Origin of the sequence: Paenibacillus sp. P3E (assembly GCF_001909045.1) — a bacterium.
In the GTDB taxonomy this organism is placed as follows: Bacteria; Bacillota; Bacilli; order Paenibacillales; family Paenibacillaceae; genus Paenibacillus_AQ; species Paenibacillus_AQ helianthi.
Map to the genome: position 1 here is coordinate 17,242 of NZ_LVWH01000198.1, position 25,472 is coordinate 42,713.

Genomic DNA, 25,472 nt, shown 5'->3' on the forward strand with positions numbered 1-25,472 from the left:
GACGATATTTATACGGTTTTGCAGGCCAGCAGAGCGTCCAGTGGCGTATGATTCTGTCCGAAAGCTTCCCGGAATGAAGGATTCTCTGCATGATGGTAGCCTTTAAGCACTGTCACATCATATCCCCGTTCCAGGAAATCCTCCGGTTCCCAGCCACTCCGGTGTTTTTGAAACTGCTCCCCCTGCAAGTGGTAATGATCTGTTCCTTCCTGGGGAAAGAAACCGCGTGGGGTAAATACGACCACGCGGTTTGCGGCAATGATCTCTGCCTTTCGCAAAAGTTCTTTGCCCTCGCTCATGGTGAAATGCTCCAGGGAGTCGATGAGCGTCACCGCCGTGAAGGTGCATGGAAGAAACAGTTGATCGATATGTCCGGCATCGGCGTGCACCGGTATGATATGGGGCGCTGTATATTTGCGGTGCAACAGGTAAGGCCTGTGAATATCAAGGCCGACTACCACCGTAGCCTGGTAGCGTTCAAGGAGTGTACCGGTCCCGCTCCCCACATCCAGGATACTCTCCGCAAATTTCAGATGCTCCAGAAGAACCGGAAGAAAATCCTTCACTTCTATTTCCCGGTACATAGATCACACCTCCTATAGCGATCGGATCGCTGTTCAGCCGCCCATCGAGGCAATTAATCCGCGGAGCAGAGGGCTATAACGGGCATTGGTAGCAGCAGCCTCAGCCATGATGACATCATAATGCTTAATCGTCCCCATCCCATCATGCCGCCGGTAGGCGGTCAAGGACTGATTCAGCATCACAGGCGGATATCCGTTCAGAATCGAGCGGAACCACAGGTCATAGTCATGGGTGTAGGGCAGCGACTCATCGAACAGCCCGATGGCACCGAACAGCTCGCGTTTGAACATCACCGTGCAGCCGTTAATCGGGTTACCCTGCAAAAAACAACGTAAATAGTCGAGGTGGCTCGGGAATACCGCAGCCGCGTTAAGCCCAGTCAATTGTGAGTGTTCGTTGATATAATTAAAGTTGGTGTAGGTAATCAGCAGGCGGTTCTGGTCCATGAACAGCACCTGGTTGTTGATTTTGTCGCGGTAGAACATATCATCCGAGCTAAGCCAGACCACATAGTCGCCCGAGGCATGACGGATCCCGTGATTCAGGGCAGACGCAGTCCCCCCGTTGGCCTTGCCCAAATAGTGAATGTGCGGGAGGTAAGGCGTAATCCGGTCTGCGTGCATGGTGGAGCCATCGTCGACAACGATGATCTCATAGGGCAGCCAGGATTGGTTCAAAGCGCTTTGCAGCGCCTGTTCGATATAAGGGCAATTGAAAAAGGGAATCACCACGGATACCTTCGGTTTCATGAAACGCCTCCTTCTCTGCTTGCCCGGTAATAGTCCACAATATCCGCAAGTGAGCGGGACAACTCAATCTGCGGACTCCAGCCGAGACTTACAGCATCGTCTCCGGAAGATGAGGATAATCCTTCTTGAATAGCTAATGTTTCGGATCCTGAAGATGGAACGGCAGCTGCCGCAGGAGCAGCAGCCTGTTCCGTTCCGGTGTTCTCCGGCCCCCAATCCATGCCTACCGGAACCCTCGCATGAGCCAGCAGCTGCTCTGCAACCGCTCCAAGCTCCCGAAGAATGCCGGAGTCAATCTTGTAGATCTTTCCCGGCTCTCCGCTGCGCAAGATCCAGTCATAGGCTTTGACCGCATCCCGTACATCCAGGAAGTCACGGAGAGCATACCGTGAGGATAGCTTGAACGGCGGGGGTATTTCAGAAGTGCTTTCAGCAGCCTCACTCCGTACCATATGCTGCGCCAGCAAGGAACAAAATCCAGTTGATGGGCCAGGACCGATCAGGTTACAGGGCTCCGCAAGCAGCACAGGCTGCTGGAACAGGGTACACCAGGCAAGAGACACCAGCTCCTCCAGGGTTTTGCTCAGACTGTAGGGGTGTGGCGGACCTTCCGCATTGCCCGGTTTGAACTTAAGCCGGGAGCCGGCCACCAGAATACGGCGGGCCGGCCGGGTACGCAATCCCTCAAGCAAATACAGTGTAGACATCACGTTCATTTCCATATAGAGCAGCGGGTCCCGCCAGGACTCCGGCACCGAGTTTTTGCCGGCGAGGTGCAGCACTTCATCCGGCTGGACCTCATCAATCATCGTCTTGACAGCCCTGCGGTCGCTTAAATCACAGACCTGCTGCTTCACACCCGCCGGGAAGATACCGGCAGCTGCAGAGCTCCGTACCACAGCTGTCACTTCAGCACCCGCTGCATGAAAGTAAGCCACCGCATGCCTTCCGGTAAATCCGGATGCTCCGGTAATTAGCAGCCTCCGCTCCTTCATGTCGTCATCGCCGGCTGCTTCATCCATGCCGCCAGCTCTGCCAGCATTTCAGGATACGAAGGCAGCTTCACCTGAACATCCGCTCTCGTGCTGATCAAGGTCCGGTCCTGAATATGTGCAGACTCGGGGATAATCTCGGCATCCTCCTTGCCGAATGCTGCCTGCATATGCCGCAGCAGCTCATATTTGCTGACCGGCTGCGGGTGGGCCAGATGGATCAGGCCTGAAACCTCAGAGTCCAGCAATGAATCTACAGCTTTAGCCAGCTCCAGGGTGGTGACCCCATTCCACATTACCCGCTGGTAGCCGGATACGGGTCCCTTCTGGGCCAGGAACCATTCCATCAGTCCGATGCCCGAAGGGCGGATTTCCGGACCAATGATGGAGGTTCGGATGGTCAGGTGTCCGGGGTCCCGCACTTCTCCAAGACTTTTGGTGATCGCATATACGGATGTGCCGTCAGGCTTATCGTCCTCTGTGTAACCGCCGCGTGTTCCTTCGAACACGCAGTCGGTACTGATATGAATGAGCCGGGCATGAATGCTGTCCGCAGCACGGCGCAGCCGGTGGGGCAGAAACCCGTTCACATGGTAGGCGCCGATGGGATCCCGTTCGGCAAATTGATTGAGCACGCCCAGCGCATTGATTATGCAATGGGGAGAGACGATTTCGACCAGCTTTTCAACTCCGGCGATATCATCTGCATCTATATACAGCCCGCCAAGATCACTCTTGTCCCGGGTTGTATGGAAGACGTGATGCTTGCCCTGGCGGCGGAAATAATCCGCCAGCATATGACCCGCCATACCGTTTCCGCCGAGGATAAGCAGCTTCACTCTAGGAACCCTCCCCGGATCAGGATTTCCCTGATCTCCTCCTGATTCATAAGGTTGTTCTCGGAACTGAAGCTGTTGAAGGAAACATGCGGGTATTTGCTGTAATAAGCCTTCAGTTCAGGCATATCCAGTGTAGGCAGGATGACCAGATACTGCTCATCGTAGACAACTGTTGTCTGGCTCTCGAAATCGCTCATCAGAATTTCGTGGATCTTCTCTCCCGGCCGGATACCCGCTTCGATAATGCTCACATCCGGTTTGCCGGATGCTTCAATCAGTACTTCGGCCAGATCTACGATCCGGCAGGTCGGCATGGTCATGACAAAGATTTCCCCGCCGAGGCTAACCTCGGAGGCCTTAAACAGCAAGGTGATGGCGTCGCGCAGGGTGAAGAAGAAGCGGGTCATTTTCATATCGGTAATCCGTACCTGCCCCTTATCCTTGATCTGCTTCATGAACAGATGGACCACACTGCCGTTGGTACCCAGCACATTGCCGCCGCGCACCGTTACGAACCGGGTATTTGAGCCCAGCAGGTTGGCATAGACAAACAGCTTCTCTCCAATGGCTTTGGTCATACCGTAGAAGTTGGAGGGATTGGCAGCCTTGTCGGTAGAGATGTAAATGGCTTTTTCCACATTGCATGCAACAGCCGCTTCAATCACATTCTGGGTACCGACCACATTAGTCTTGAGCGCTTCATACGGCTGGTCTTCGCAGACTGGAACATGCTTGAGCGCCGCCAGATGAAAGACATAATCCACACCGCGGCAGGCCGCTACCAAAGCCTCCTTGTCACGGATATCCCCGATAATGAAGCTGAGACGGGGATCTTCATATTCGCGGCTCATTGCCACTTGCGCAGACTCGCTGCGGGAGAAAATAACGATCTCTTTCGGGTTCTGCGGCAAAAGCTGCCGGATGAGTTCATGCCCCCAGGAACCGGTTCCGCCTGTCACCAAAATCCTTTTATTATTGAACATGCAGGTTCCCTCCAAGCAAAAATTTGACTACCTTAACCGAGACATCCGGGGTCAAATAACCTTCCGGCGCCTCCCATTCAGGGCTCAGTGACGTCATCAGCCGGGTACAGCGCAATATACTGTCCTGCTCCACTCCTGACACAACGTTGCTGCCGCAATCCACCGTCTCAGGACGTTCGGTGGTCCGGCGGATGGTTACGGTTGGCACTCCCATCAGGCAGCATTCCTCCTGTACGGTTCCGCTGTCGGTGATCGCACACAAGGCGTACCGTTCCAGATGGACAAAATCAAAAAATCCGAAAGGCTCATGGAATTCCACCAGCGGGTTCATCTCAAGCTTGAACTGCTCCGTAAGCTTGGAGCGGGTACGGGGGTGGATACTGCAGATCAGGCGGATGCCAAAATGCTCTGCCACCAGGTTCAGTCCAGACATGATCTGCAGGAGTGATTCGGGATCATCCACATTTTCTGCACGGTGCGCAGTAACCAGAAAGTAATGGCCTGCTGTCAGGTTCAGCCGGGCTAGAATATCGCTAGCCCCGATCTGCTGCTCATAACGGGTAATCACTTCGTGAATCGGATTTCCGGTTAATACAATGCGCTGGCCGGGGAAGCCTTCGCTGAGCAGATGCCGCTTGCTCTGCTGGGTATAGGGCATATTTATGGTAGAAACAGCATCTATGAGACGGCGGTTTTTTTCCTCCGGCACTTTCAGGTCGTAGCAGCGGTTGCCCGCTTCCATATGCACTACAGGAATCCCCATCCGCTCGGCAAGGATGGCGCACAGCGCGCTGTTCGTGTCCCCCAGGAGCAGAATCCGGTCCGGCTGCTCCTGCAGCAGGATGCTTTCCAGGCTCCCGAACATGGCGGCAAGCTGCCCGCCAAGTCCCGCCTGTTTATCCTGCAGCACATAATCCGGTGCCCGCAGCCCCAGCTCAGCAAAGAAAATACCACTGAGGCTCGCAGTGAAGTTCTGTCCTGTATGCACCAGCACATGCTGCTCTGCATGCTCATCAAGCAGCGGAATAATGACACTTAGGCGGATGATCTCGGGCCGTGTGCCCAAAATCGTCATGATCTTCATGGGTTCACTCCCCTTTGAGGTTAGCCTGCCGCAGGAACGCGGCGGACTGGTGTTGAGTGGCGGCGCTTATGGCGCCAGGGTGGCTGAGAATAATGATGTTTTTGCCGTTGTTAGGCGCATTTGGTGCACCGGTGGCGGATGTACCGTTATTGGATACGTGTGGCGCGCGGTAGTAACGGCATTGTTGCTGTTGGTGGGTGCGTGTGGCGCGCGGGCGGCGGTAACGGCATTGTTGCTGTTGGGTGCGTGTGGCGCGCAGGTGCGGTAGTAAGAAGTTTGTGTAAACCGTTACGTATCTCCTTGGAGCACCGGCGAATGATTAAGTGGAAAAAGTATCACTAAGTTGCTCGAATGTCATGCGCTCCGCAATCAAAGTGGAAAAAGTATAACTAATTCAATCCTTTTGTTTATTTTCTAGGTCATACCACCTAATTAAGTTTACTTTTTCCACTTAAATCCTCTAATTGGTGATTTCAGCGAGAAATAAGTTCACTTTTTCCACCTATTTACCTGTGGGCGCCGAAGTAACGGCATTTTTGCCGTTGCTGGGTAAGTGTGGCGCGCGGGCGGCGGTAGTAACCGCATTTTTGCTGTTGTGGGTGCGTATAGCGCCCGATTGGTGGAAATAACGGCATTTCTGCCGTTGGGTAAGTGTGGCGCGCGGTGGCGGATGTAACGGCATTTTTGCCGTTACTGCGTGCACGGGCGCGGCTGCAGGCTGCTGCGCACATGAGGCGCGCAGCGGCTTCAGGCGCACGCCTTCTTCGGCGGCGTGCCTAGGCCGCTTTGCGCCGCCGCTTCGCCCGGCGGCGTGCATGGCCCGCGCGGCGGTGCTTGCCGCCGCTGCCCCGCCGGCGCGCGCTTGCAGCCGTGCGCCGCTTCCGGCCCGGGCGCTTGCGGCTGCGCGCCCGGGTTTTGGCGCGGCGGAGCCTGCCGCGCCGGAGCTTGCCGCGCCGTAGCCGTGCAGCGCGGCTCCCGGTGCCCCGCCGCCGCGGTTCCTGCTGCGGCGGTTCCGGCTGCGGCGGCGGCGGCGGGGCGGGTTCGCCGCTGTCCGAAGCTTCGGCAGCGGGGGGCCCCGGTGCGCCAGCAGGATCTGGCAGCGCGGAGCAGTAGCGGAGGTGCCACCTCTCCGCGAGGCCCAGCAGCCGGGCGCGGTACGCCGCCGGTCCGTAGACCGCGTCAACGCGCTCCCGGGCCTGGCTGCCGATCACAGCAGCCAGACCTGGCTCCGCCAGCAGGAGGTTCACCCGCTGTGCGAGTACGTCAATGTCCCCCACCGGCGCCAGCAGGCCTTCACATCCGGCAGCATGGAGAATTTCATACAAGCCGCCGGAGGCATAGGCCACCACCGGTTTGCCGAAGGCCATTCCTTCTAGGGCAGTCATCCCGAAACCCTCGCGGATCAGGCTGGGGACGACCAGTATATCCATAGCACAATAGATGTCGGGAAGACTCTCTTCGTAACCGATGAATTTGAATTTGGAAGTGAGGCCTTCCAGCTTGACTTTGCGTACACAACGCTCATAGTAGCTTTTATCTCCGGGTGTGCCGACCACGATGAATTTCGCTTCAGGATGCTGTCCCGATACAAGAACAGCCATTTTGATGAAATGCTCCAGTCCCTTTTCTTTATTAATGAAGGAAGAAATATAGCCGAGCAGCGGCTCCGCTGGCGCAATTCGCAGTTCACGGCGGCGCTCGCCCCGCAGCTTGCTCCAGGCTTCAAACATCATTTCTGCTTCATTCCAGGACGGAGGAAGCTGTGTCACCTTCCCCTCGCGGATATCCTCAGGAAAACAGGCCACAGCCGTGTGAGAGATGGCCAGAATTTCATCACTATTCATGTGAATCAACCCCGTGCTGATGGGAGTGAACTCATTGTCCGTGATCGTCTCTGTAATCTTCCACACCACCGGAATACCCAGTGATTTCGCCGCCATCGCCGGCAAAGCATGAACACAGGTGCTGGAAATAATCAAAGCCGGACGCAGCCCGGTAAGCCAGTCTAGCAGCTCGCCGTATTCACGACTTTCCTGAAATTTACGGATATCTGCCTCCAGGCCGGCATAAGGAGTGTATATCCCGTAGACCAGCGGAATCGGCAGCAGCTGCACATTCAGTCCATTCTTACGCGCCTGCCGGGTCAGCTTACCCTCCTGGGGTGCCACAAGAATGCAGTTGAAATACGGTAACAGCTCCCGGCTGAAGAACAGCAGCAGCTTCTCCGCGCCGGTAATGCTGCGTGTATTGGATACATGGGAAAAAAGCACGATTGTCGCTTTGTCGGCCATGGTGTGTCGGCGCTCCTTGCAAGGCTGTAGAGCCGCCATTCACCTCCTAAAAGTTTTACGGAGCATTACTTACAGTTCATACCTCCGCAGTAAAACTCGCTTCGGAAGCATCCGCTTAGTTTTACGGAGCATTACTTACAGTTCATACCTTCGCAGGAAAACTCGCCTCGGAAGCATCCGCTTAGTTTTACGGAGCATTACTTACAGTTCATACCTTCGCAGGAAAACTCGCCTCGGAAGCATCCGCTTAGTTTTACGGAGCCAATGCTACATGGTACTTCTTCGCAGGTAAACTCGCTTCGGAGCATCCGCTTCATCGTATGCGGAAGGGCCCGCTTCGCCTGCCGCAGAGTACTGCGAAAGAGCGCCAAAGCCCGGTACTCCAGTAGTATATTGAGGAGGAACAAATGCCGGCACGACACCTGTCCCCGGTTATACGCACATTTCCTCCTGTACTCTGTACAGCCTATCCGTAAATCACAGTCAACAGCTGATTCAGCCGTTTGGTATACGTGTGATCCTTAAGCGTCCGTTCAAACGCGCGCAGAGCCATGGCGCGGCGCTCCTCTTCATGAGTCAGGTAAAAGCGGATTTTCTCCATCATTTCCTGCGGGCTTGAGAACGTGTCGATCTCTTCCCCTACTTTATAAAAAGAGCCCATATCATCTCTCGCATCACTGAGCTGCAGCGTTCCGCTGGCTGCAATTTCAAAGGTGCGCGGGTTAGGTGAAGCGGCAGTGATCGATAATGTGTTGTTATTCACAGCTTCATCGATATGGGAACGGTGGAGGTTAATGACGATTTTGGAGCCGCTGTAGGTGACCGCCGTCTCCTGCGGTGTCATCCATTTGCCGATCTCAATGCGTTCCCCATACAGGGGTGCCTCCGGCAGACGGTCCCACCAAATACCGTTGATAATGGTGTTGTAGCTCATCAGCTCCGGCATAATCTCACGGAAGAAATGAACTCTGTTCCAGTACGCCGAGCCAATGAAGCTGATATCCCGGCTGACCGATGACCGGCCTGTCGTTGGACGGTAATGTTCCCGGTGGGCGGCAAAGGGCAGATAATGCACCTCAGCGCATCCCAGACCGCGGTAGAATTCCACACAATTCTGCTCCAAGGTGAACACATAATCGTAGTGGGCTACGATTTTTATAGTGAAATCTGTATAATACGGATCATCTGTAAGCCAGATCGCTGTCTTGATGCCTTTGCTGCGCAGAATTGCAACCTGATCAAGCGGCAGATCCATTCCATCCAGAACAAGCACAAGATCGGGGCGTTCCGTATCCGCAAGCTCCACCAGATTCTGACGCACATCGCTAATCGTGACCTTAGCCGTCAATTTTTGCAGGGCATAGAGTACTGCATCGTCAAGCGGCGAATAAGGATATCCTTTTCCCGAAGCCACGTACATTACATGGATGTTACGGACCGGAAGCGGCTCCTCCGGGCGTCCATCCAGGATCGTAAGTCTCCCCCGCAGATAGCCTTCATCAAATCCAACCTTGAAGCCGGTCAGACGGCCACGCAGCTTCTCTTCTTCCGCTGGCGTCCGTGGCAGCGGCGGTGCCGGCATGATAAAATTATTGTTCATGGTATTCGCTCCTTATATTGGATTTCAGACTTATGAGGTAAGGACATTCAGCAGATAGGGCAGACGCGCAAGGAAAGTATGATGGCGAAGCGTGGTCTGCAGCCCCTGCAGAGCGAACTGCCGGCGCTCCTTCTCGTGCTCCAGATAGTATTCGATTTTGTGCTTCAGTTCGTCGGCACCTGCAAAGGTCTCCAGATCCTTGCCCGGACGGTAATGACTGCCCAGATCCTCTCGGACATCGGTTAGCTGCATCGTCCCGCAGGCATTAATCTCATAGGTCCGGGGATTTATTGAACGGGAGGATAGCTGGAAGGTGTTCCGGTTATCCTGCCCGCCTTCCCATGGGCGGTGAATATTAATGACCAGCTTCGCACCACTGTAATAATTGGCTGTTTCCTCCGGAGGGATAAAACCGTCTTTAATAAAAGGCGACAACTCCTCAAAGGTATTCAGGCGCTCCCAGAAGCCTCCCGCAATCAGCACTTTCTTGCCCCGGAGAAACGGAGCCAGCTCGTCGAACAGCTCCGTCCGGTTGCGGAAGGCATTGCCGATGAACACAATATCGTACTGATACTGCGGACCTGTGCGGCGGGGATAGAACATCTGCGGATTGACGCAGAGCGGCAGATAATGTACAGAGCCTACCCCCAGATCATGGTAGAACTCCACACATCCCAGTTCATGTGTAAAAACATGGTCATAATGCTGGCAAATGACCGATGTATCCTGCGTAAAATAAGGATCATCCACAAACCAGATTGCCGTAGGAATACCCAGTTTACGTATCTCCGTGATCTGTTCCAGATGATTCTCAGGAAACACATGCAGACCATTCATGACCAGCACGGCTCCGGGCGACTCGCGGGCGGCTATCTCCAGCATCGTTTCCGGTGAGCTGATGATCAGTTCACTAACGAGCTGTCCCAGTGCTTCCGTTACCCCCGTATCAATCGCTTGAAATCCCTGGGGAACATACATCAGCTTGAACGGCCGGCACGCTCCTGCCTCTGGAGAATTCAGGCGCTTCACGGCTTCACACAGGCCGAGACGGTAGCCTTCCTGATAACCGTCGCGGTAATCCCGTGGAGGCACTCTTCTCTTTTTTGATTTCACGGCTTTCACCCTGCCCCGTCATATTCTCAAGACAGTATAACTATATGCGGAGTCAGCATCCGCCTCATGGACATCTGTCTGTATCCGGCCGAAATTGGCATATGCCCCCTGTCTTTCGCCCGGGATGCCCGAACCTTTGCAGAATGGTTCCACTCGGGCTACAATTATGGAAGCAAGTGAGAGACTAATAATAAGGTTGGGAGAGTGGGACAATGGTTGCGATGGATAATGCCATGCTCTATATCCGCCATGCGGAGCTGCTGCGTGAACGGGTCCCTTCCTTTCAGGCCTACCCGTTTGATCTGCCGGTGATCCGCAGCTTCAGCAAACTTGCCTTTCAGAAACAGGTTACTTTTCTTGTCGGGGAGAACGGAACGGGGAAATCCACGCTGCTGGAGGGTATTGCTGCAGCCTGGGGGTTTAATCCGGAAGGGGGAACTCTCAATTTCTCGTTCAACACCCGCTCCTCGCACTCCAGCCTGTACGAGTACCTGCGGCTTGCCAAAGGGGGGAGACGCCCGCGGGACGGCTTCTTTCTGCGCGCGGAGAGCTACTACAATGTAGCCTCCTATATTGACGACTTGGACGGTGGTCCTGAGGTGCCGGGGGTACGAAGCAACAAGATCTCCAATTCCTACGGCGGTAAGTCGCTGCATGAGCAGTCGCATGGAGAATCATTTTTTGCGGCTTTTGTCCACCGCTTTGGGGGACAAGGCCTCTATATTCTCGATGAGCCGGAAGCGGCTCTCTCGCCGCTGCGGCAAATGTCGCTGCTGGTGCGCATGCACGAGCTAGTGGGACGGCATTCGCAGTTTATCATCGCAACCCACTCTCCTATTCTGATGTCCTATCCCGGTTCCGAGATTTATCTGCTGGAGGGCGAGGGTATCCGTCAGGTAGCCCTGGAAGACACAGAGCACTATACCGTAACCAAGGCGTTCATGAACGACCGCGGGAAGATGCTGCGCGAACTGCTGGCAGACGACTGAAGTTGGAGAACACAAAAAGACACCTGCACAGATAGAACATACCTGTACAAGTGTCTTTCCCATTTTCCGTATTGTAATCTATGAATCTCTCTCCTGGAGTCTCTCGTCATCAGCAGTCCGACAATCAATATATTCATTGATCAGGGCATCCAGCTTCACCGATTGGCGGAGCACCTGTGGGTGCCGGATCCCATGCTCCAAGGCCAAGGTGTGCATTTCTTTTCTCGCTTGTTCAATCCGTGCCTGATGTTGTTTATCGCCCATAGCGGCGGTCTTTCCCGAGCATGGATTGCACCAGTTGAACAAGCTTGTGGACCAGCCAGCCGAACATCGCCACAGCCATCATATCGAAGCAGACGTTGAACAGAAACAAGTGCTTCCCGATATCGGCCCGGCCATCACCCAGAATCGGAACCAGGAACGAAAATAGTCCAATCAGACCCAGCAGCATCAGCAGTTCACCCGCAATCCGTCCACGCAACTCCCGGCTGCGGAAATACTCAAAGAGAACTCCGGCGTAATAGAGCAGATAGAATATAGCCAAAAAGCCTAACGAATGCGGCAGAACCTCTCTTTTGAACTGGCTCCAGGTGCTGTAAGTATAGGATAGGGCCTTCTCTGGCAGACCCTCCGACTTCTCATAGTTTCCCAGATAATAAGGTCGCAGATCCATACTGTTCCGGGCAGCAAATTTCATACCGTCCACCAGCCGTGAGGGATGTTCAATATAGAAGAAAAGCACATCCTTATGGGACACCCGGTCATAGAAATCCGCCTGCAGCGAAGGATCATCCTGCTTGATAGCCGTACCAGCCTCAAAATAATTGGTTCCCGCCAGCACTTCCAGCTTCTCCGGTAAGCCCAGCTCACGCAAATCCCCCTTCACATCCGGGGACTGGTTCAAAATCCCGAAAAATACAGTCTGATAGAGGTTGATATGCTTCAGCTCTTTGGGTGCGGCCACATATATCATCACAGAGACAAGACACACCGCCACCGCGAACCGTCTAGCCAGCTTCCGCCAGTTCCCCGTCCCGTTCAGTGTCATAAACCGCAGAAAGATCAGGGAGAAGGCTATGCCGACCGGCGCATTCTGGATTTTGGAGCAGATCAGAAACAGGACAGCGATGAAAAACAGCGTCAGGCCTTTGGTTGTCGGCCGCTCCTGCAGGGCCAGCCTGAGTCCCAGTGCAAAGGTAAGCAGCATGAATACCATCGACACCGGCTCACCAAACAATGAATTGAAGTAGGCCAGATACCCGATATCGTAAAATACAACAAGCATTCCTGTACCGAGCAGCAGACCTGTAATATAAGAGCTGCGCGCCCCTACCTTCACGGTCAGCCAGGTGGCCGCCAGCAGCAATAGTGCATACACCGCCGCCAGCAGGCGGATATCAAAATAACTGCCGTGCACAAGCCCGGCCAGCAGCCTTGGCACCAGCACCAGCACAATCTGCGAGGACGGATAGAAGCCCTGGAACAAATTTTCATAGGAAAATCTGGAATGGCTGAAGCTGAAAAAGCGGTCGGCATAGCTTTCCGCAGTATGATAATAATCCAGTCCTATGGTATTCATCATCCGCTTGAAATCGCCATTGTCGGCAACCCCCACGAACGGCTGCACAAACAGCAAATAAATAATCAGACCACAACCCGCCAGGACAATGAGATGTTCTGCTTTGAATAATCGTTTCATCTTTTCTCCCTTACCGCTGCGGAAGCAGCTTCACATATTCGTCCGATAAGCCCATCAGCTTCAGAATATAATCATAATCACTCTGATATTGACTGTAATCCGCCACAGGCTGAAGCGTATCCAGCGATACTGCCTCGCCATCTTCGAAGCCCTTGCCCGGCACGAACATAATCTTATCATTGAAAAAAGTTCCTGTCGGCGAATAATAGCGCATCCCCACCACGTTGCGGTCAATATTAAGCAGGTCATGCCCGAAGGCCGTGAATCCCTCCTGCTTCAGCGATACTCCCAGCAGATTCGCAAGGGTAGGCAAAATATCCAGCTGCCCTCCGGTGCGCTCTACAACCTTCCCCTCTGACATTCCCGGCGCATGGATAATGAGCGGGATATTGAAGCGGCTGATCCGCGAATCGTAAGGAATTCCGAGGGCCTCCTCCACCTGCTCCGGAGGAACATCCTGCGGCTGCAGCCCAAAATGGTCACCGTACAGCACCAGCACGGTGTTGTCCCAGAGCCCATTTTGCTTCAGTCCTTCGATAAATGTTCCTACAGCAAAATCCGTATAGTTGATGGCGGTCAGATAGTCACCCAGCATGGTATTCTGCAATTTGTCCGGCAGGGTGATTTTTTTGAAGGCATCCGGGATTTTGAAGGGATGATGACTGGAAGCCGTCACCAGCTGGGCATAGAATGGCGTTCCCTTGGACTGCAATGCAGCCAGCTTCTCAACGGCCGTTATATAGAGCTGCTCGTCGGAAGCGCCGAAGGCATTGAAATGGTCATTTTTGAAGGCTCTCTTGTCATAATAGCCATTGAAGCCCAGCGCCGGATACAGCTCGTTGCGGTTCCAGAAGCCGACCTTGTTCACATGAAACGTATACGCCTCATAACCTTTATCCCGCAAAAGACGCGGCAGGCTCGGCAGCACCCGGTCTCCGAAGCCTGTGGACATTGCCAGCGAAGCAATCGGATAAATGGAGGTATTGCTCATAAACTCGGCATCCGAGGTGTTGCCCGCCCCAATCTGCTGGTAGACATGCGGAAAATAAAAGCCTTCCCCGGCCAAACCGTTCAGCACCGGCGTCAGCTCCTGACCGTTCAGCGACTGATGCAGCGGAAAATTCTGAAAGGCTTCCATCTGAATAACAATTACGTTCTTCCCTTTTTGCGAACCGAAATCATCGGGAACCGTTCCCGCAGGTTTGCTGCTGTAGGGATAAGAAGCCTCGAGTGCATCCACCTTGGCAATGGTTTCGTGGATATCCCCAGTACCGATGAGGCCGTTGTCCTCCTGGGATTTTATTGCTGCGAACACCTCATAATTCAGGAAGCCCGCGCTCTCCGCCTGCACCAGCTCGTTGGTAATTCCGCGAGCTGCGTGAATGGAGTAGGCTGACAACGATCCGCCGCCGATAATCGCAACCAGTATCACGATCCACTGTGCTCTCCGTGCGCCAGGCGAGACATAGCGGCGCGGCGAAAAGGCCGCCCCTCTTTTCCATCTGCGGAATAGCCTATAGACCACTACGACCACAAGATCCGCAAAAAACAGATAATCCACAACCTGGATCGTAGACTCTACACTCTCTTTTACCTGAAAGACCTGATTCAGCTCATACAGGGCCAGATACGTTGGAACCGAGCCAAAATGATTGAAATAGACACTGGCCGCAAACAGCAGCAGCGATAACAGGCCGTTGATTACCCAGTAGACACCCGTCTTCAGCCGGGCCGGAAGGACCAGGGTCAGGAGCCCCATCAACAGCAGCACCGGTGCCACATCCGCGGCGATCCATTCCCAGGCAATCCGGTCAAAAAACAGCCACCGCAGCAGCAGCAGCTTCAGCCAGATCAGCCCCGCCACGATATAGAAATGTGCCCCTACCCGCACAGGCTTACTCTCGTTCATAACTTCCCCTCTTAGCTTCTAGATGTTTTGTAAACCCAATTCTCTTTTTCTGTAAAATATCACATTTCTCTAGTATAGCAAATCAATCCTGAATCACAAGTTGGAACAGCTTTATATAGGGGAATATCTTAATCCCCGTATTAACAAAAAAGATGCAGGCCCGTAAAGGCTCGCATCCTCATATAACTATCTCTTATACGCATTTGGATTAGCTTGCCTCGGCTTCTTGTACATTATAGACCGCCCCGTCAAGATTATAAGAAACCTTAATTGCATGTTTTTTGCCTACGCTTCTGAACGTAACAATCCCAGGAGTCTTCATGTTTTTCTCAAGCTTGTATTCCTGAAGACGAATACCAAAGACCCCATTAACGACAGCTGCCGCCGTATCCTGCAGCTTAGCATCATCCATATTCAGCAGCTTCTGATCCTGCTCAGCAAGCTGTCCGGAATCCTGTGACTTAGGAATGAACAACGACATATCAGACATTCCTTTTACCGCATGTGTGTAGTAATCCATAGTAACGCTACCCATAGTAAAGAAAGAGGAGGACAGGTCCCCCTGTCTATAATCTAGTACGAGCTCATCCTTGCCTCCGCCAATGTTCCGGGTCACTCTAATCAGTCTATCAGTTCCTTTGGTTCTTAGATGCTGAAGTGCCTTAAGGCCGATCTGATTCACTTCTTCAGTGAATAGATCCAGGCTTACATTAAAGACAGCACGGTCGAACTTTCTATTCAAAAAATCAATCTGCCCCTCATTGCCGATAAAACTGTCCTGTACTTGTACCTGAATCCCGGATTCAACCTTTAATCCAGACTGCACGAAGCGCTGTACCCTACTAATCTTAAAATCCCTCGGATAGCCTATTTCCTGTATAGTCTTTTTGGCTGTCCGTAAGAGATTTGCATCCGCTTCTCCGGGGAGAAACGAAGCATTCATGTACATCCGCAGCACCTGCCCCGTTTCCGAGCTGATCCATACCGTAGCCGCATCCTCACCTGCCCTGAAAATAATAGCGGCTTGCTTCGCTTCATCCATCCGCTCCAGCCCCACAAAAGGCAGCTTCTTCCCAAGCTGCTCCTGCATTATGCGCTCGGCTGTCTTGCGGAGTCCGGCATCGGTGAGGTCGGGGGTCTTCACCTCCTGGTAGAACAAGCCTGCCTGTCTGCCTTCCCCCAGTAGTCCTTTCTGCTGCAGGATCGCTCCGGCTACGGCCAGCAGCAGAATGACCGCAGCCGCTATGAAGCTTCGCCGCAGCTTTTGGCCTGCCCGTTCCGGTCCCGGCACACCGTTTCGCACACGCATAATGACCTTATCGGCTGCCGCATCCGTGAACCTTGATTCCCGGAATGGACCGTTCCGCGCTTCTTCATACCACTTCGGCTCCCGCTCCTTCATGATTCCATCCCCCTTAATTTCTCCTGGACTTTATGTCTCGCGCGGTGCAGCCTGGATTTGACGGTTCCCGTTGAGAGTCCGGTCAATCCGGCGATTTCCTGAATGGTCAGCTCCGCTTTCAGATCCAGCACCAGCACCTCACGGAACTTGTCGGGAAGCTGCAGGATCACACTCCAGATCTCATCCATCCGGCTGTTGCCGAGGTACTCCATCTCCGCAGAACGGACCGTTCCCAGCAGTTCATCAGGGAAGCTGTTCTTGGCGGGTTCCGCTTTTGTGATGGTCTGTACACCGCCCCAGAGCCCCGAACGGAAGAACCGCGATTTGCGGTGGGAGAATACGGTGTTCCTTGCGATGGTGAACAACCACGCCTTCAAGGAAGAGGACCCCCGGTAGGTTCCGATCCGGTAATAACATTTAATAAATACCTCCTGTGCCAGATCGTCCGCCATATCGGCGCTTTTGGTGAGGTAATAAATATAATTCCATATATCATCCCCGTAAAAACCCATAATCCGCCTCAGCTGCTCTTCGCTCATGACTGCTGCATGCGCCAGCTGATGCTGTTCCAATTCCCATCCCAGTTCCAACGTCTTCACCTCACTTGATATGACCTCAATTCTAATGGAAAGGTTCCCGAAATCACTAAAAAAGTCAAAAAGAAGCAGAGGGCCTCTACCCCCTGCTTCTTATATTGTTGGCGGATCGCTAGACCAGTGATGTGTGCGCCAGCAGTCTTTTAATGGAACGGTTGGCTTCATGCAGCACCGTGTCCTTGTCTACAGTTTTCAGCAGACCTTTATCCATAAGGATTTCACCGTCGATGATCGTTGTTTCCACATCGGCCCGGGTTGCGGAATAGACAATACGGGAGATCGGGTCTACATCGAAGGAAGGGAAGGTGTGGAAGTTATAGAGGTTCAGGATCGCCAGATCCGCTTTTTTGCCGACTTCAATACTGCCAATCTGATCCTCCATACCCACGGCCCGGGCTCCGCCAATCGTAGCCATCCGAAAAACACTTCTCGCATCCATCGTAGTCGGCCCATGCTGCGGCTTCTGGATCATGGCCGCCAGCCGCATTTCATTGAACATGTCCAGGTTGTTGTTGCATGGAGCACCATCTGCGCCAAGGCTGAGATGAATGTGATCATGCAGCATGCCTGGTGTATCAGCGATGCCCGAAGCCAGCTTCAGGTTGGAGCCGGGACAATGGCTGACATGAACGCCTCTGTCGCGCAAGATACGCCGCTCCTCCTCATCCACCCAGACGCAGTGCGCCAGAATCAGCCGTTCATTGGCCAGCCCCAGATGATCCAGATAGACGATATTGCGCATCCCGGTCATGGCCTGAACGATCTCGATCTCCCCCAAATTCTCGGAGGCATGTGTATGCACCTTAACCCCATATCGCTGAGATAGATCACGCACCTCCCGCAGCAGCGGCTCGGTACAGGAGATCACAAAACGCGGCGAGAATGCATACTGAATCCGTCCATTCCCGTACCCGTTCCATTTTTCCAGCAGATCCACACTCTCTTGCAGCGAAGCCGCCGTCTCCTCTTGCAGCGCTGCGGGCGCATCCGCATTCTTCTGATCCATCATCACCTTACCCGACAAGGCCCGGATACCGCTCTTCGCAATGGCCTGAAAGGCAAAATCCGTATGATTCACCGTCTCCATATCCACAATGGTCGTCGTACCGCTGGAGATTAGCTCCCCAATCCCCAGCATGGCGGAATAGTAGAGCGATTCCTCATCATGCGCCGCTTCGAGCGGCCAGATCCGCTTGCGCAGCCAGTCCATCAGCTCCAGATCATCCCCTTTGCCCCGGAACAGCGTCTGGCAGAGATGAATATGGGTCTGTACGAAACCCGGAATGACCGTGCGGTTCGTGGCATCAATCACCCGTTCATCCCCCTGTACTGCAAGCCCGCTACCGATCTCTGTAATCAGGTTATTCTGGATGCGGAGATCTCCGTAAATGATTGCTTCCTGTTTGTTCATGGTGATCATCTCTGCGTTTTTGATCAGGATGTTTGCCATCTTCGCCGTCCCCCTTGTCTTCTGCAATCCTTAGCCGCCGCTAACACAAAAAGGCCACAAAAATATGCCAAGGCATATTTTCGTAGCCAGAAATTTACGGTTCCCGGTAGAGACCCTTAAACCAATTATTAAGGATATACGAAAAAAAGGATTATTCAATTGCTTGCTGAATAACCCTATCATAAGTTAGAGACATATTTGTTGTCAACATGAGTTAGATAAAATAACACAAGATGATTTCTATGCTCAAAAAGGCACGTATTTGATTTCAACACTGTATTCGCGTTATGTTTCCTCCCATTAAATATCTAACCAATGCTTTTTGGTTATCTCTGAAATGCCCCCCCCGGTCGCCCTCTACAGGCTTGTCCATTATTCCACACCGGATGTCAGCACCTTCTCGAACACAGGAAAGTTCGCTGTACGCCCGGGAAAATCCACTTCCCCTCTGCGTTCATAGCCTAGAGAAGGATACAGTACCAGGGTCTTATTATTCATAGCATAGGTATCCAGCCGTATACTGGTGTAACCGCTGCTGCGGGCATACTCCTCGGCAAAAGCAATCAGCTTGCGGGCAATCCCTTTGCCCTGAACCTCAGGATGAACGGCCAGCCGGTGCATAATCAGATTCGGCCCCTTCACCTCTAACCAGTCAATCGCTTCATACTGCTCCGCCTGGTTGTTGTCCAGCACAATGATGCCGGCGATGGCAGCCTGATCCACACAGACATATAAGGTGCCGTCCGCAATGTCCTTCCCAATGACCTCACGGTTCGGGTAAGTATCATTCCATTGGTCACTTCCGCCGTCCTGCATGGCCTGTACACATTTGGAAATCAGTTCCATGATCTCTCCGATCTCATCTTTTCGTGCAATACGTATCTCATTCCCACTCATGTACATCCCTGCTTTCCTATCGACATTTGAACCTGGTAGAGATTCTGTTAAGAAGTCTATCATATCCGTGAACGCGATCGATAGTGCAGAGAAATCCACAAAGCTCTATAGAGGCGGCATGCATCCCCCGGCCTCTACAGAGCAGCTCATTCTGTGACTCCACGCGGTTTAGCCAAGCTCCAGCTTATGCCCGTCCTCGAAGCCCTTGGCGAAACCTGCATCGAACCCCACGTTGTATGCTTCGGTGTAGCCCTGCTGAAAGGCGTCTCCCGGGGGCGTTTCCGGCGGGACGCCCAAATCCGGGGGGAGCGGCACCACCTGCGGCACGGGCGGAACCTCAATAGCGGCTACTACCTGTACCGGCGGCTGAATGACTTGGACTTTCCGGACGATCCGGCGGCGGAGTCTTCTTTTTTTGCGCTGCAAGAGACTTCTCTTGGTCTTGCCTGTCCGGCGGATCAGTCCTCCCCGCGCTTTGCGTAAAGGCCCCTTGCGGACTCTGGCTTTGCGCGACAGCAGTATGCGTCTGCGGGTTCTGCCGCCCGAACGCAGCTTTCCAAGTTTCTTTTTCTTCATCCTTCTACTCCTCCTGTACTCCATGTACTTCTAGAGGTACCGCCTGCGCAAGCCGTACTCAGCCATGGCGCGGCAGGAATTCCCCGTTTGGGCCGGTGCAGCGAAATACCGGACATCATCCGGCACATCGCGCTTTGATATTGGCTTAGTATCCGGATATTGTCGCTCAGCTTGCGGGCTGTCAGCTCCGATTGCCCTGTAACCTCGGCTATACTCTCCAGGATGGCCGCAAGTGCAGCCTGACTGCGGGCAATGGAGCGGATCATCTCGAGCTTGACGGCATGTTCAGAGTGCAGCCCGCCGCTCATTTACTATCTTCTCCGAATTCGAAGCCGTCACCGGTCATGCCACCGAATCCTTCGCCGCCTTCTTCACCGCTGCCCAGCACCGCTTTTAGATTGCTGTACAATCCGTTTTCCAGCTTGGTCAGCCCCTCTACCATTTCCACAATCACCTCGTGAATGGAGATGGATTCCTTCAACTGTTCTTCATGGGAGTCGAACGCTCTAGCGTGGATATGATGCTGTGTCCACTGCTTCACTTTTTCCGCTTCCACCGCTTTGGCCTCAAGGATCATCGCGATGTTCCACTGGATAGTAGCGGACGACTCCAGCATTTGCAGAAAAGCTTTTTCTCTGCTCATCTTCCACCTCCTGCTCCTTAAGCGCTACTCTTCTTCCTGGCCGCCCAGCTCCTTGATGACCCTTCCTACTCCTTCAGCCATCGCCTCTTCCAGATCAGCAATCGCATTCAGGTAAGCAATAATATTTTTGTTGATCTTACCCGTGCTCTCCACCAGTCCGCTGAATCCGCCAAAGTCAGGCTCTACATCCGGCAGATCATGGACTATTTGCGACATACGGACGGCGACGTGGCGTTCGGCATCGAGAATCCGCGCCATCTGTTCGTGCGTATGGGCCATGTGCTGCAGGACCTTCGTTATTTTACTCTGCACCTTCATGTCTCCTTTGCTCAAACGCCCTGCTACAGCATATGCGGCAGAAGCCCGTGCGGTGCGCGGCTTTACTGTAAGTTAACGGGGAGTAGCGGGTGAAGTGAAATTTACGGGAATGGTAAGGATTGACAAATGTTAAACAGCGAGATTATGCTGAGGGTGGATTTGAACTTTTTACATAAGAATTTCAGAAAAGGCAACACCGGAACGGAGGTATTTCTATTGAAAATTGCAAGCGGCCGCGTGGATATACGGCCTTTAACACTGGCTGAGCTATCCCTGGCGGGAGCTCATTATGCCGGACTGGAGCAGGCGCTGGGCCTGAACCCAAGCGGAACTGAACTGGATGATGAAATGCTGTATGCCATGCAGATCAGACACTCCAAGGTAATGCAGGACCCGCTCAACTATCCATGGCTGACGAACTGGGCGGTGATTCAGCGGGAAGAGCAGCGCCTGATCGGCTTCATCATCCTCAAAGGGTGTCCCAATGATCAGGGTGAAGTCATTGTGGGTTATGTCATTCATGAGAGCCACCGCAGACAAGGCTACGCAACAGAGGCAGTGCAGTGTATCTGCGACTGGATCTTCAGCGATCCCCGGGCGCTCTGGGTCATCGCTGATACCGAAAAAGACAATGCCGCCTCGCACAAAGTGCTTCAGCACCTGGGCGCGCAAAAGCACCGGGAGGCGGATGAGCTGATCTGGTGGCGGATCGCACGGCCTGCCGCCCAGACTCCGGCAGGGAGCCTGGCCTGACGAGGACACTGTCGCTGGTTGTGATGCTGCGGGAGAAGTGAAGGCGGCTTGCAAACCGTGCGCCGGTTTCGGCAGCAACAACGGCATTTCTGCTGCTGTTAGCGTGCCGTTGGCCAATTTCGGCAGCAACAACGGCATTTCTGCTGCTGTTGGCGTGCCACTGGCCCGACGCAATAAAACACGCGCCTCACGGCAGCGTGTTTTTCAGCTTTTCTCCGGCTTCGTACAGAGACTGGAATGTTCCAGCGTCACTCCACCATTCCTTGAGCACATCGTAACTGAGCCTGCGGTCTGCGGCGTAAATATTGTTCACGTCGGTGATCTCAAGCTCCCCTCTTTGGGAAGGTGACACGCGCCGGATAATATCAAATACAGCCTCATCGTACATGTAAATGCCGGTTACGCAATACTTTGTCTTCGGATGCTCCGGCTTCTCTTCGATGTAAGCAATTAAGCCGGTATTCTGACTGTCGAACACCGGGACGCCGTATCTCCGTGCATCCTCCACCGGTTTCAGCAAGACCTTGGCCGTCCCCTGAGGCTGCTGCAGATACTGCTTCAGATAAGGTGTCAGATCATCCATGAACAGATTGTCACCAAGCAGCACAACAAACCGCTCACCTGGGAAAATGAATCCTTTTGCCAGCTCCAGTGCCTCCGCAATGCCTCCGGCAGCCTCCTGAATTTTGTAAGTCAGAGAGACGCCAAACTCTGCGCCGCTGCCTAAAAAATCCGTATATTGCCCCGCGGACTGCTTGCTGATGACCAGGAGAATATCGGTTATGCCCCCCTGGCGCAATCGGTCTATACCGTAACACACCATGGGATATTTGCCGACCGGAAGCAAATGTTTGTTCATAAGCCGGGTCAGCGGATATAGCCTTGATCCTGTTCCGCCCGCCAGTATGACTCCTTTCACTTACTTTCCTCCTTTTTATCTGTGGCTTTAGCCTTTGGGTCAACCTTTTAGATGAATTGCGCAGGATCTATATTCCATTTGTCCATGAACATCCTGCGGCCCCGTTCGACCAGCTCCTGAAGCCCGGAGGAGTAGACCTCCTTGAAGCTGGCGCTTCCCTCATGATGCACAAGGCAATTCCCGGCTATCAACAGCCTGTAGCCCCGCAGCCGGGCACGGTAGCAGTAATCATCGTCCTCATAATGTCCGGGAGAGTACCGCTCATCCAGGAGTCCAATGGTTTCCATCAGCTCTCTTTTCAATAAAAAGCATAAACCGATCAGCCGTCGTGTTTCACTCCACCCGCGGGACCCTTGAAGACTCACCCGCTCAGCCTCGGCGTGGAATTCAGCAATATCCATATATGTTGTACTTACCCGCTGCCGCCCGCTGGCATAATTCGTTACTGGCCCCACGATGCCAATGTCCGGAGCACTGTACAAGGCATGTTTTAATCGCTCAAGCCAGCCCCTCGGCACAATAACGTCATTATTCAGCAGCAGCAGTTCATCGCCTGAGGCCAGCTGCAGTCCCAGGTTACAGGCCACCGGAAACCCCCGGTTTGCCGGAAGTGAAATAAAGGTCAGTTTATTCTCGCGGCAGTATGCGTCTGTGCCATCCGTTGAAGCGTTGTCGACCACGATTATTTCATAAGCGGATTCAGTATGAGCCTTAATGGATTCGACACAGGAGCGCAGCAGGCCGACCCTATTGTACGTAGGAATAATAATACTGGTCATCGTCATATGCTGTTCCTCCAGGCTGCCATTTGCCGCCGCTGCTCCAGCAGGCTTTCACCGGTGAGCCCCCCGTTTTTGTCGCGGTGGATTAGCACCCGGAGCAGTGCTTCGGCATGGTCACCGACGATCAGCTGCTCCATGGCATTCCCGGCTCCTATGTTTCCCTGGCGGAGACGGTTATGCTTAATGACGTTTACCGTCCCGGCTTTTTCTACCCGCAGCTGCTCTATAATCGAGAGCGCCTGCGCTTTGGGCGGGACCATCAGCTCACGGTAGCCGATCCGCTCCAAGGCCCGCCGTGACAGGGCATGCGGTACGGCGGTCATCGAGCTGACGCCCAGATCGCTCCGCCCCAGAACACTGTTCAGATACAGCTTGCAGCGGGTGACATCATCGCATAAATCAAATGAGGGCAGCAGCGAATCCAGATCATTCAGTGCCACATCCACCCCACCGTCCACTGCCGCTGCAAAAACGGCCAGCTGCGGCGCAGAGATAACCATATCCCCATCGAGGAACAGCAGGATGTCACCCCGGCTGAGCTTAGCCCCAAGTGCCCGGCCTACGTCATGCCCGGCAGATTCCGGGCAGTGCACCACTGTAGCCTGCTTACATAGCCGGGTGTACTTATAACTATCATCCGTGCATCCATTCAGCACTACGATGATTTCAGCCGGATGCAGCTGCTGCACCTGCTTCAACAGCCCTGGCAGGGTTCGCATTTCATTGCGGGCCGATATAATCACCGATAGTGACCCGCCCAATTGCGGCAGCTGGGGCTTTGCTCCCCGGTAGACGTCGGAGCCCCGGGCATTACCTCCCGCCGCAATGTGGTGAGGGGGGCTGCCTGCCCCCTGACGGATGGAGGCAGGACTGCCTGCGGTGCTCCGGCGGACTGCAGCTCCACCGGCAGCAGCAGATCTGGCCTTCTTGCGCCGGGCGGCGGAACGGCCTGCCCCCTTTCGGCGGGAAGGTGAAGGTCCCGCTGCTTGGACAAGGGCTGCTGCAGAACTGCCATGGCCAGATGCACCAGGTGCGCCAGCCCGTGTATTCCGCACAGCCGGAGCCTGCCGCGCTTTTGCCCTAGAGCGGCGGGAGGAAAGTGCCGCAGATACAGTCGCCTTTTGCCGGGAGCTGGATATAGCGTCAGGCATCTCGGCTATCATCTCACCATCTCCCTTCGCCGGTTCCCGTCACTGAAGCCTGCTCTTTCGCCTCTGCGCTGAATTACCAAGCCTGCCGCATCAAGATGATCCCTGAGGATGACCTCGCGCAACGGATCAGCCCCCGCCCGCTTAGGGCGGATTGCATTCAGCTTACCGACAGGGATCTTATGCACTGCCTTCACAACCAGGCCGTCAAGCACAGCCTGTGCATGTGCCAGGGGCGGCCGTGACAAGAGGCTGCTTCCCAGATCGGCATACGCTTTGCGGCTGAGTGCATGGGGCACTGCCGTCATTGAGCAGCCTTTCAGGTCCGGACGGCCCAGGATAATGTTGAGCGCATGCTTGGAGAGCACTACCGGATGCGGGAATTTACCGCGGACCGGACCGGAATAATCATTTAGAGCCACATCTGTACCTTGACTGACTGCGGCCACAAAGGGACGCAGCTGTGAGGCAGGAATGACCAGATCACCGTCCGTGAAAAGCAGCACTTCTCCCTTCGCTGCCTCTGCTCCGATACTTCGGCCCACATCATGTCCGAGCGGCTGCTCGAAGAGAATGACCTGAGCTCCCAGTGATAACGCAATGTCTGCCGTATGATCAGCAGAGCCATTAACAATAACAATAACCTCACAACGGGGATGGACTCCCCTCGCTCCGGCAATCACCTTGGCAATCGTTCCTGCTTCATTCATGGCCGGAATGATTACCGACACATAAGGTTCCGGGTGGTTGGCCGCAGCGCGCAGCATGGCAGAACGCACTGGCCGGGGAATCCTCCGCGTTGGTCGCAAAGCCCGCCGACCCGTGCGGCGGGCAGATGTACGTGTATGCTTCAAGCTCATCCACCTTCCTTGCAGGACATGGTCTCCGGGCTGAGGGTTACATCACAGTCTATGTATTATGCTGTCCCGGGTAACGGCAAGTGTCTCCCTCCAGACAGAAATTTGGACAAATGCCCGCTCGCTGCTAAGTCCGGCTAAGGTATCGTTTGAAGGGAACCCGGGCAGCGGCTGCAGCAACCCGAAACAAATTTTCACATAACATCGCGAGTGCCAATCCCTGGTTCTTCGCCGCGCAAAAGGCGCAGCCATTGGCTGCGCCCCCTTTTACAATAACTTCATCATACTCTGAGATGAC

The 25,472-nt window shown here is 54.0% G+C and carries 27 protein-coding genes and 1 riboswitch; of the genes, 2 read left to right on the forward strand and 25 right to left on the reverse strand.

The window, feature by feature from the left end; translation table 11 throughout:
* Positions 1-8: 8 nt before the first annotated feature.
* From A3842_RS24080 to A3842_RS24125, 9 genes are all read right to left on the reverse strand, one after another.
* Positions 9-584, reverse strand: coding sequence for a class I SAM-dependent methyltransferase (locus A3842_RS24080; protein WP_074102989.1), 576 nt, complete (start codon positions 582-584; stop codon positions 9-11).
* A 33-nt stretch (positions 585-617) separates the two neighbouring features.
* The gene (locus A3842_RS24085) at positions 618-1,334 is read right to left on the reverse strand and encodes a glycosyltransferase (protein ID WP_074102990.1); all 717 of its coding nucleotides are present in this window, start codon (positions 1,332-1,334) and stop codon (positions 618-620) included.
* The gene (locus tag A3842_RS24090) at positions 1,331-2,356 is read right to left on the reverse strand and encodes an SDR family oxidoreductase (RefSeq protein WP_074102991.1); all 1,026 of its coding nucleotides are present in this window, start codon (positions 2,354-2,356) and stop codon (positions 1,331-1,333) included. The genes A3842_RS24085 and A3842_RS24090 overlap by 4 nt, the downstream gene beginning before the upstream one ends.
* Positions 2,326-3,165 (reverse strand): dTDP-4-dehydrorhamnose reductase family protein, encoded by an 840-nt coding sequence (locus A3842_RS24095; protein WP_074084104.1) that lies wholly within the window; start codon positions 3,163-3,165, stop codon positions 2,326-2,328. Before A3842_RS24095 ends, A3842_RS24090 begins: the two co-directional genes overlap by 31 nt.
* Positions 3,162-4,148, reverse strand: coding sequence for a polysaccharide biosynthesis protein (locus tag A3842_RS24100; protein ID WP_074102992.1), 987 nt, complete (start codon positions 4,146-4,148; stop codon positions 3,162-3,164). Before A3842_RS24100 ends, A3842_RS24095 begins: the two co-directional genes overlap by 4 nt.
* The gene (gene wecB / locus A3842_RS24105; RefSeq protein WP_074102993.1) at positions 4,138-5,232 is read right to left on the reverse strand and encodes a non-hydrolyzing UDP-N-acetylglucosamine 2-epimerase; all 1,095 of its coding nucleotides are present in this window, start codon (positions 5,230-5,232) and stop codon (positions 4,138-4,140) included. The genes A3842_RS24100 and wecB overlap by 11 nt, the downstream gene beginning before the upstream one ends.
* A gap of 776 nt (positions 5,233-6,008) precedes the next feature.
* On the reverse strand, positions 6,009-7,523 hold the full coding sequence (locus A3842_RS24115) for a glycosyltransferase family 4 protein (protein ID WP_178382404.1): 1,515 nt from the start codon (positions 7,521-7,523) through the stop codon (positions 6,009-6,011).
* A gap of 466 nt (positions 7,524-7,989) precedes the next feature.
* A complete protein-coding gene (locus A3842_RS24120) occupies positions 7,990-9,123 on the reverse strand; it encodes a CgeB family protein (protein ID WP_083606976.1) in 1,134 nt (377 codons plus the stop codon).
* A 30-nt stretch (positions 9,124-9,153) separates the two neighbouring features.
* A complete protein-coding gene (locus A3842_RS24125) occupies positions 9,154-10,245 on the reverse strand; it encodes a CgeB family protein (protein WP_371916020.1) in 1,092 nt (363 codons plus the stop codon).
* Positions 10,246-10,448: 203 nt separating this feature from the next.
* Between A3842_RS24125 and A3842_RS24130 the strand changes: the two genes are divergently transcribed.
* On the forward strand, positions 10,449-11,225 hold the full coding sequence (locus A3842_RS24130) for an AAA family ATPase (RefSeq protein WP_083606977.1): 777 nt from the start codon (positions 10,449-10,451) through the stop codon (positions 11,223-11,225).
* Between the two features lie 78 nt (positions 11,226-11,303).
* On the opposite strand, the gene A3842_RS24135 is transcribed toward A3842_RS24130, so the two are convergent.
* The 11 genes from A3842_RS24135 to A3842_RS24185 all read right to left on the reverse strand — a co-directional run bounded on the left by A3842_RS24135 (position 11,304) and on the right by A3842_RS24185 (position 20,715).
* Positions 11,304-11,489, reverse strand: coding sequence for an aspartyl-phosphate phosphatase Spo0E family protein (locus tag A3842_RS24135; RefSeq protein WP_074102996.1), 186 nt, complete (start codon positions 11,487-11,489; stop codon positions 11,304-11,306).
* Positions 11,479-12,924, reverse strand: coding sequence for a glycan biosynthesis hexose transferase WsfD (gene wsfD, locus A3842_RS24140; RefSeq protein WP_074102997.1), 1,446 nt, complete (start codon positions 12,922-12,924; stop codon positions 11,479-11,481). The genes A3842_RS24135 and wsfD overlap by 11 nt, the downstream gene beginning before the upstream one ends.
* A gap of 10 nt (positions 12,925-12,934) precedes the next feature.
* Positions 12,935-14,833: an LTA synthase family protein gene (locus tag A3842_RS24145; protein ID WP_074102998.1), complete on the reverse strand. Its 1,899-nt coding sequence runs from the start codon at positions 14,831-14,833 to the stop codon at positions 12,935-12,937.
* Between the two features lie 208 nt (positions 14,834-15,041).
* Positions 15,042-16,235 carry a hypothetical protein gene (locus A3842_RS24150; protein ID WP_074102999.1) on the reverse strand — a complete coding sequence of 398 codons (1,194 nt, stop codon included), beginning with the start codon at positions 16,233-16,235 and terminating at the stop codon, positions 15,042-15,044.
* Positions 16,232-16,807, reverse strand: coding sequence for an RNA polymerase sigma factor (locus tag A3842_RS24155; RefSeq protein WP_074103064.1), 576 nt, complete (start codon positions 16,805-16,807; stop codon positions 16,232-16,234). Before A3842_RS24155 ends, A3842_RS24150 begins: the two co-directional genes overlap by 4 nt.
* 136 nt (positions 16,808-16,943) lie before the next feature.
* Positions 16,944-18,281, reverse strand: a complete 1,338-nt coding sequence (locus tag A3842_RS24160) for a 5'-deoxyadenosine deaminase (protein ID WP_074084094.1) — start codon at positions 18,279-18,281, stop codon at positions 16,944-16,946.
* A 63-nt stretch (positions 18,282-18,344) separates the two neighbouring features.
* A riboswitch (purine riboswitch) is annotated at positions 18,345-18,443 on the reverse strand.
* A 210-nt stretch (positions 18,444-18,653) separates the two neighbouring features.
* On the reverse strand, positions 18,654-19,178 hold the full coding sequence (locus tag A3842_RS24165; protein ID WP_074103065.1) for a GNAT family N-acetyltransferase: 525 nt from the start codon (positions 19,176-19,178) through the stop codon (positions 18,654-18,656).
* A gap of 168 nt (positions 19,179-19,346) precedes the next feature.
* Positions 19,347-19,754 (reverse strand): hypothetical protein, encoded by a 408-nt coding sequence (locus tag A3842_RS24170; RefSeq protein ID WP_074103000.1) that lies wholly within the window; start codon positions 19,752-19,754, stop codon positions 19,347-19,349.
* Positions 19,751-20,062, reverse strand: a complete 312-nt coding sequence (locus A3842_RS24175; protein ID WP_074084091.1) for a hypothetical protein — start codon at positions 20,060-20,062, stop codon at positions 19,751-19,753. The genes A3842_RS24170 and A3842_RS24175 overlap by 4 nt, the downstream gene beginning before the upstream one ends.
* Positions 20,059-20,397 (reverse strand): alpha-helical endospore appendage domain-containing protein, encoded by a 339-nt coding sequence (locus A3842_RS24180; protein WP_074103001.1) that lies wholly within the window; start codon positions 20,395-20,397, stop codon positions 20,059-20,061. The genes A3842_RS24175 and A3842_RS24180 overlap by 4 nt, the downstream gene beginning before the upstream one ends.
* Before the next feature lie 24 nt (positions 20,398-20,421).
* Entirely contained in the window at positions 20,422-20,715 is a 294-nt protein-coding gene (locus tag A3842_RS24185; RefSeq protein WP_083609712.1) for a nucleoside-diphosphate sugar epimerase, read from the reverse strand.
* Between the two features lie 216 nt (positions 20,716-20,931).
* Between A3842_RS24185 and A3842_RS24190 the strand changes: the two genes are divergently transcribed.
* Complete coding sequence (locus tag A3842_RS24190; protein ID WP_167374725.1) at positions 20,932-21,468, forward strand: GNAT family N-acetyltransferase; 537 nt, start codon at positions 20,932-20,934, stop codon at positions 21,466-21,468.
* Positions 21,469-21,655: 187 nt separating this feature from the next.
* On the opposite strand, the gene A3842_RS24195 is transcribed toward A3842_RS24190, so the two are convergent.
* The 5 genes from A3842_RS24195 to A3842_RS32180 are packed head-to-tail and all read right to left on the reverse strand — an operon-like array spanning position 21,656 to position 25,426.
* Complete coding sequence (locus A3842_RS24195; protein ID WP_074103002.1) at positions 21,656-22,387, reverse strand: sugar phosphate nucleotidyltransferase; 732 nt, start codon at positions 22,385-22,387, stop codon at positions 21,656-21,658.
* A 47-nt stretch (positions 22,388-22,434) separates the two neighbouring features.
* Positions 22,435-23,172, reverse strand: a complete 738-nt coding sequence (locus A3842_RS24200; RefSeq protein WP_074103003.1) for a glycosyltransferase family 2 protein — start codon at positions 23,170-23,172, stop codon at positions 22,435-22,437.
* Positions 23,169-24,332 carry a glycosyltransferase family 2 protein gene (locus tag A3842_RS24205; RefSeq protein WP_074103004.1) on the reverse strand — a complete coding sequence of 388 codons (1,164 nt, stop codon included), beginning with the start codon at positions 24,330-24,332 and terminating at the stop codon, positions 23,169-23,171. Before A3842_RS24205 ends, A3842_RS24200 begins: the two co-directional genes overlap by 4 nt.
* Positions 24,329-25,177, reverse strand: coding sequence for a glycosyltransferase family 2 protein (locus tag A3842_RS24210; RefSeq protein WP_074084086.1), 849 nt, complete (start codon positions 25,175-25,177; stop codon positions 24,329-24,331). Before A3842_RS24210 ends, A3842_RS24205 begins: the two co-directional genes overlap by 4 nt.
* A 42-nt stretch (positions 25,178-25,219) precedes the next feature.
* Positions 25,220-25,426, reverse strand: coding sequence for a hypothetical protein (locus tag A3842_RS32180; RefSeq protein WP_143186352.1), 207 nt, complete (start codon positions 25,424-25,426; stop codon positions 25,220-25,222).
* Positions 25,427-25,472: the final 46 nt, after the last annotated feature.

Coding starts and splice junctions, on each gene's coding strand:
- A3842_RS24120 (WP_083606976.1), bottom strand. CDS start 9,123: ATGAACAATAATTTTATCATGCCGGCACCGCCGCTGCCACGGACGCCA.
- A3842_RS32180 (WP_143186352.1), bottom strand. CDS start 25,426: ATGGCTGCGCCTTTTGCGCGGCGAAGAACCAGGGATTGGCACTCGCGA.
- A3842_RS24135 (WP_074102996.1), bottom strand. CDS start 11,489: ATGGGCGATAAACAACATCAGGCACGGATTGAACAAGCGAGAAAAGAA.
- wsfD (WP_074102997.1), bottom strand. CDS start 12,924: ATGAAACGATTATTCAAAGCAGAACATCTCATTGTCCTGGCGGGTTGT.
- A3842_RS24145 (WP_074102998.1), bottom strand. CDS start 14,833: ATGAACGAGAGTAAGCCTGTGCGGGTAGGGGCACATTTCTATATCGTG.
- A3842_RS24205 (WP_074103004.1), bottom strand. CDS start 24,332: ATGATAGCCGAGATGCCTGACGCTATATCCAGCTCCCGGCAAAAGGCG.
- A3842_RS24130 (WP_083606977.1), top strand. CDS start 10,449: ATGGTTGCGATGGATAATGCCATGCTCTATATCCGCCATGCGGAGCTG.
- A3842_RS24210 (WP_074084086.1), bottom strand. CDS start 25,177: ATGAGCTTGAAGCATACACGTACATCTGCCCGCCGCACGGGTCGGCGG.
- A3842_RS24080 (WP_074102989.1), bottom strand. CDS start 584: ATGTACCGGGAAATAGAAGTGAAGGATTTTCTTCCGGTTCTTCTGGAG.
- A3842_RS24090 (WP_074102991.1), bottom strand. CDS start 2,356: ATGGATGAAGCAGCCGGCGATGACGACATGAAGGAGCGGAGGCTGCTA.
- A3842_RS24180 (WP_074103001.1), bottom strand. CDS start 20,397: ATGAGCAGAGAAAAAGCTTTTCTGCAAATGCTGGAGTCGTCCGCTACT.
- A3842_RS24165 (WP_074103065.1), bottom strand. CDS start 19,178: ATGAGTGGGAATGAGATACGTATTGCACGAAAAGATGAGATCGGAGAG.
- A3842_RS24115 (WP_178382404.1), bottom strand. CDS start 7,523: ATGGCCGACAAAGCGACAATCGTGCTTTTTTCCCATGTATCCAATACA.
- A3842_RS24150 (WP_074102999.1), bottom strand. CDS start 16,235: ATGAAGGAGCGGGAGCCGAAGTGGTATGAAGAAGCGCGGAACGGTCCA.
- A3842_RS24085 (WP_074102990.1), bottom strand. CDS start 1,334: ATGAAACCGAAGGTATCCGTGGTGATTCCCTTTTTCAATTGCCCTTAT.
- A3842_RS24100 (WP_074102992.1), bottom strand. CDS start 4,148: ATGTTCAATAATAAAAGGATTTTGGTGACAGGCGGAACCGGTTCCTGG.
- A3842_RS24170 (WP_074103000.1), bottom strand. CDS start 19,754: ATGAAGAAAAAGAAACTTGGAAAGCTGCGTTCGGGCGGCAGAACCCGC.
- A3842_RS24200 (WP_074103003.1), bottom strand. CDS start 23,172: ATGACGATGACCAGTATTATTATTCCTACGTACAATAGGGTCGGCCTG.
- wecB (WP_074102993.1), bottom strand. CDS start 5,232: ATGAAGATCATGACGATTTTGGGCACACGGCCCGAGATCATCCGCCTA.
- A3842_RS24160 (WP_074084094.1), bottom strand. CDS start 18,281: ATGGCAAACATCCTGATCAAAAACGCAGAGATGATCACCATGAACAAA.
- A3842_RS24175 (WP_074084091.1), bottom strand. CDS start 20,062: ATGAGCGGCGGGCTGCACTCTGAACATGCCGTCAAGCTCGAGATGATC.
- A3842_RS24185 (WP_083609712.1), bottom strand. CDS start 20,715: ATGAAGGTGCAGAGTAAAATAACGAAGGTCCTGCAGCACATGGCCCAT.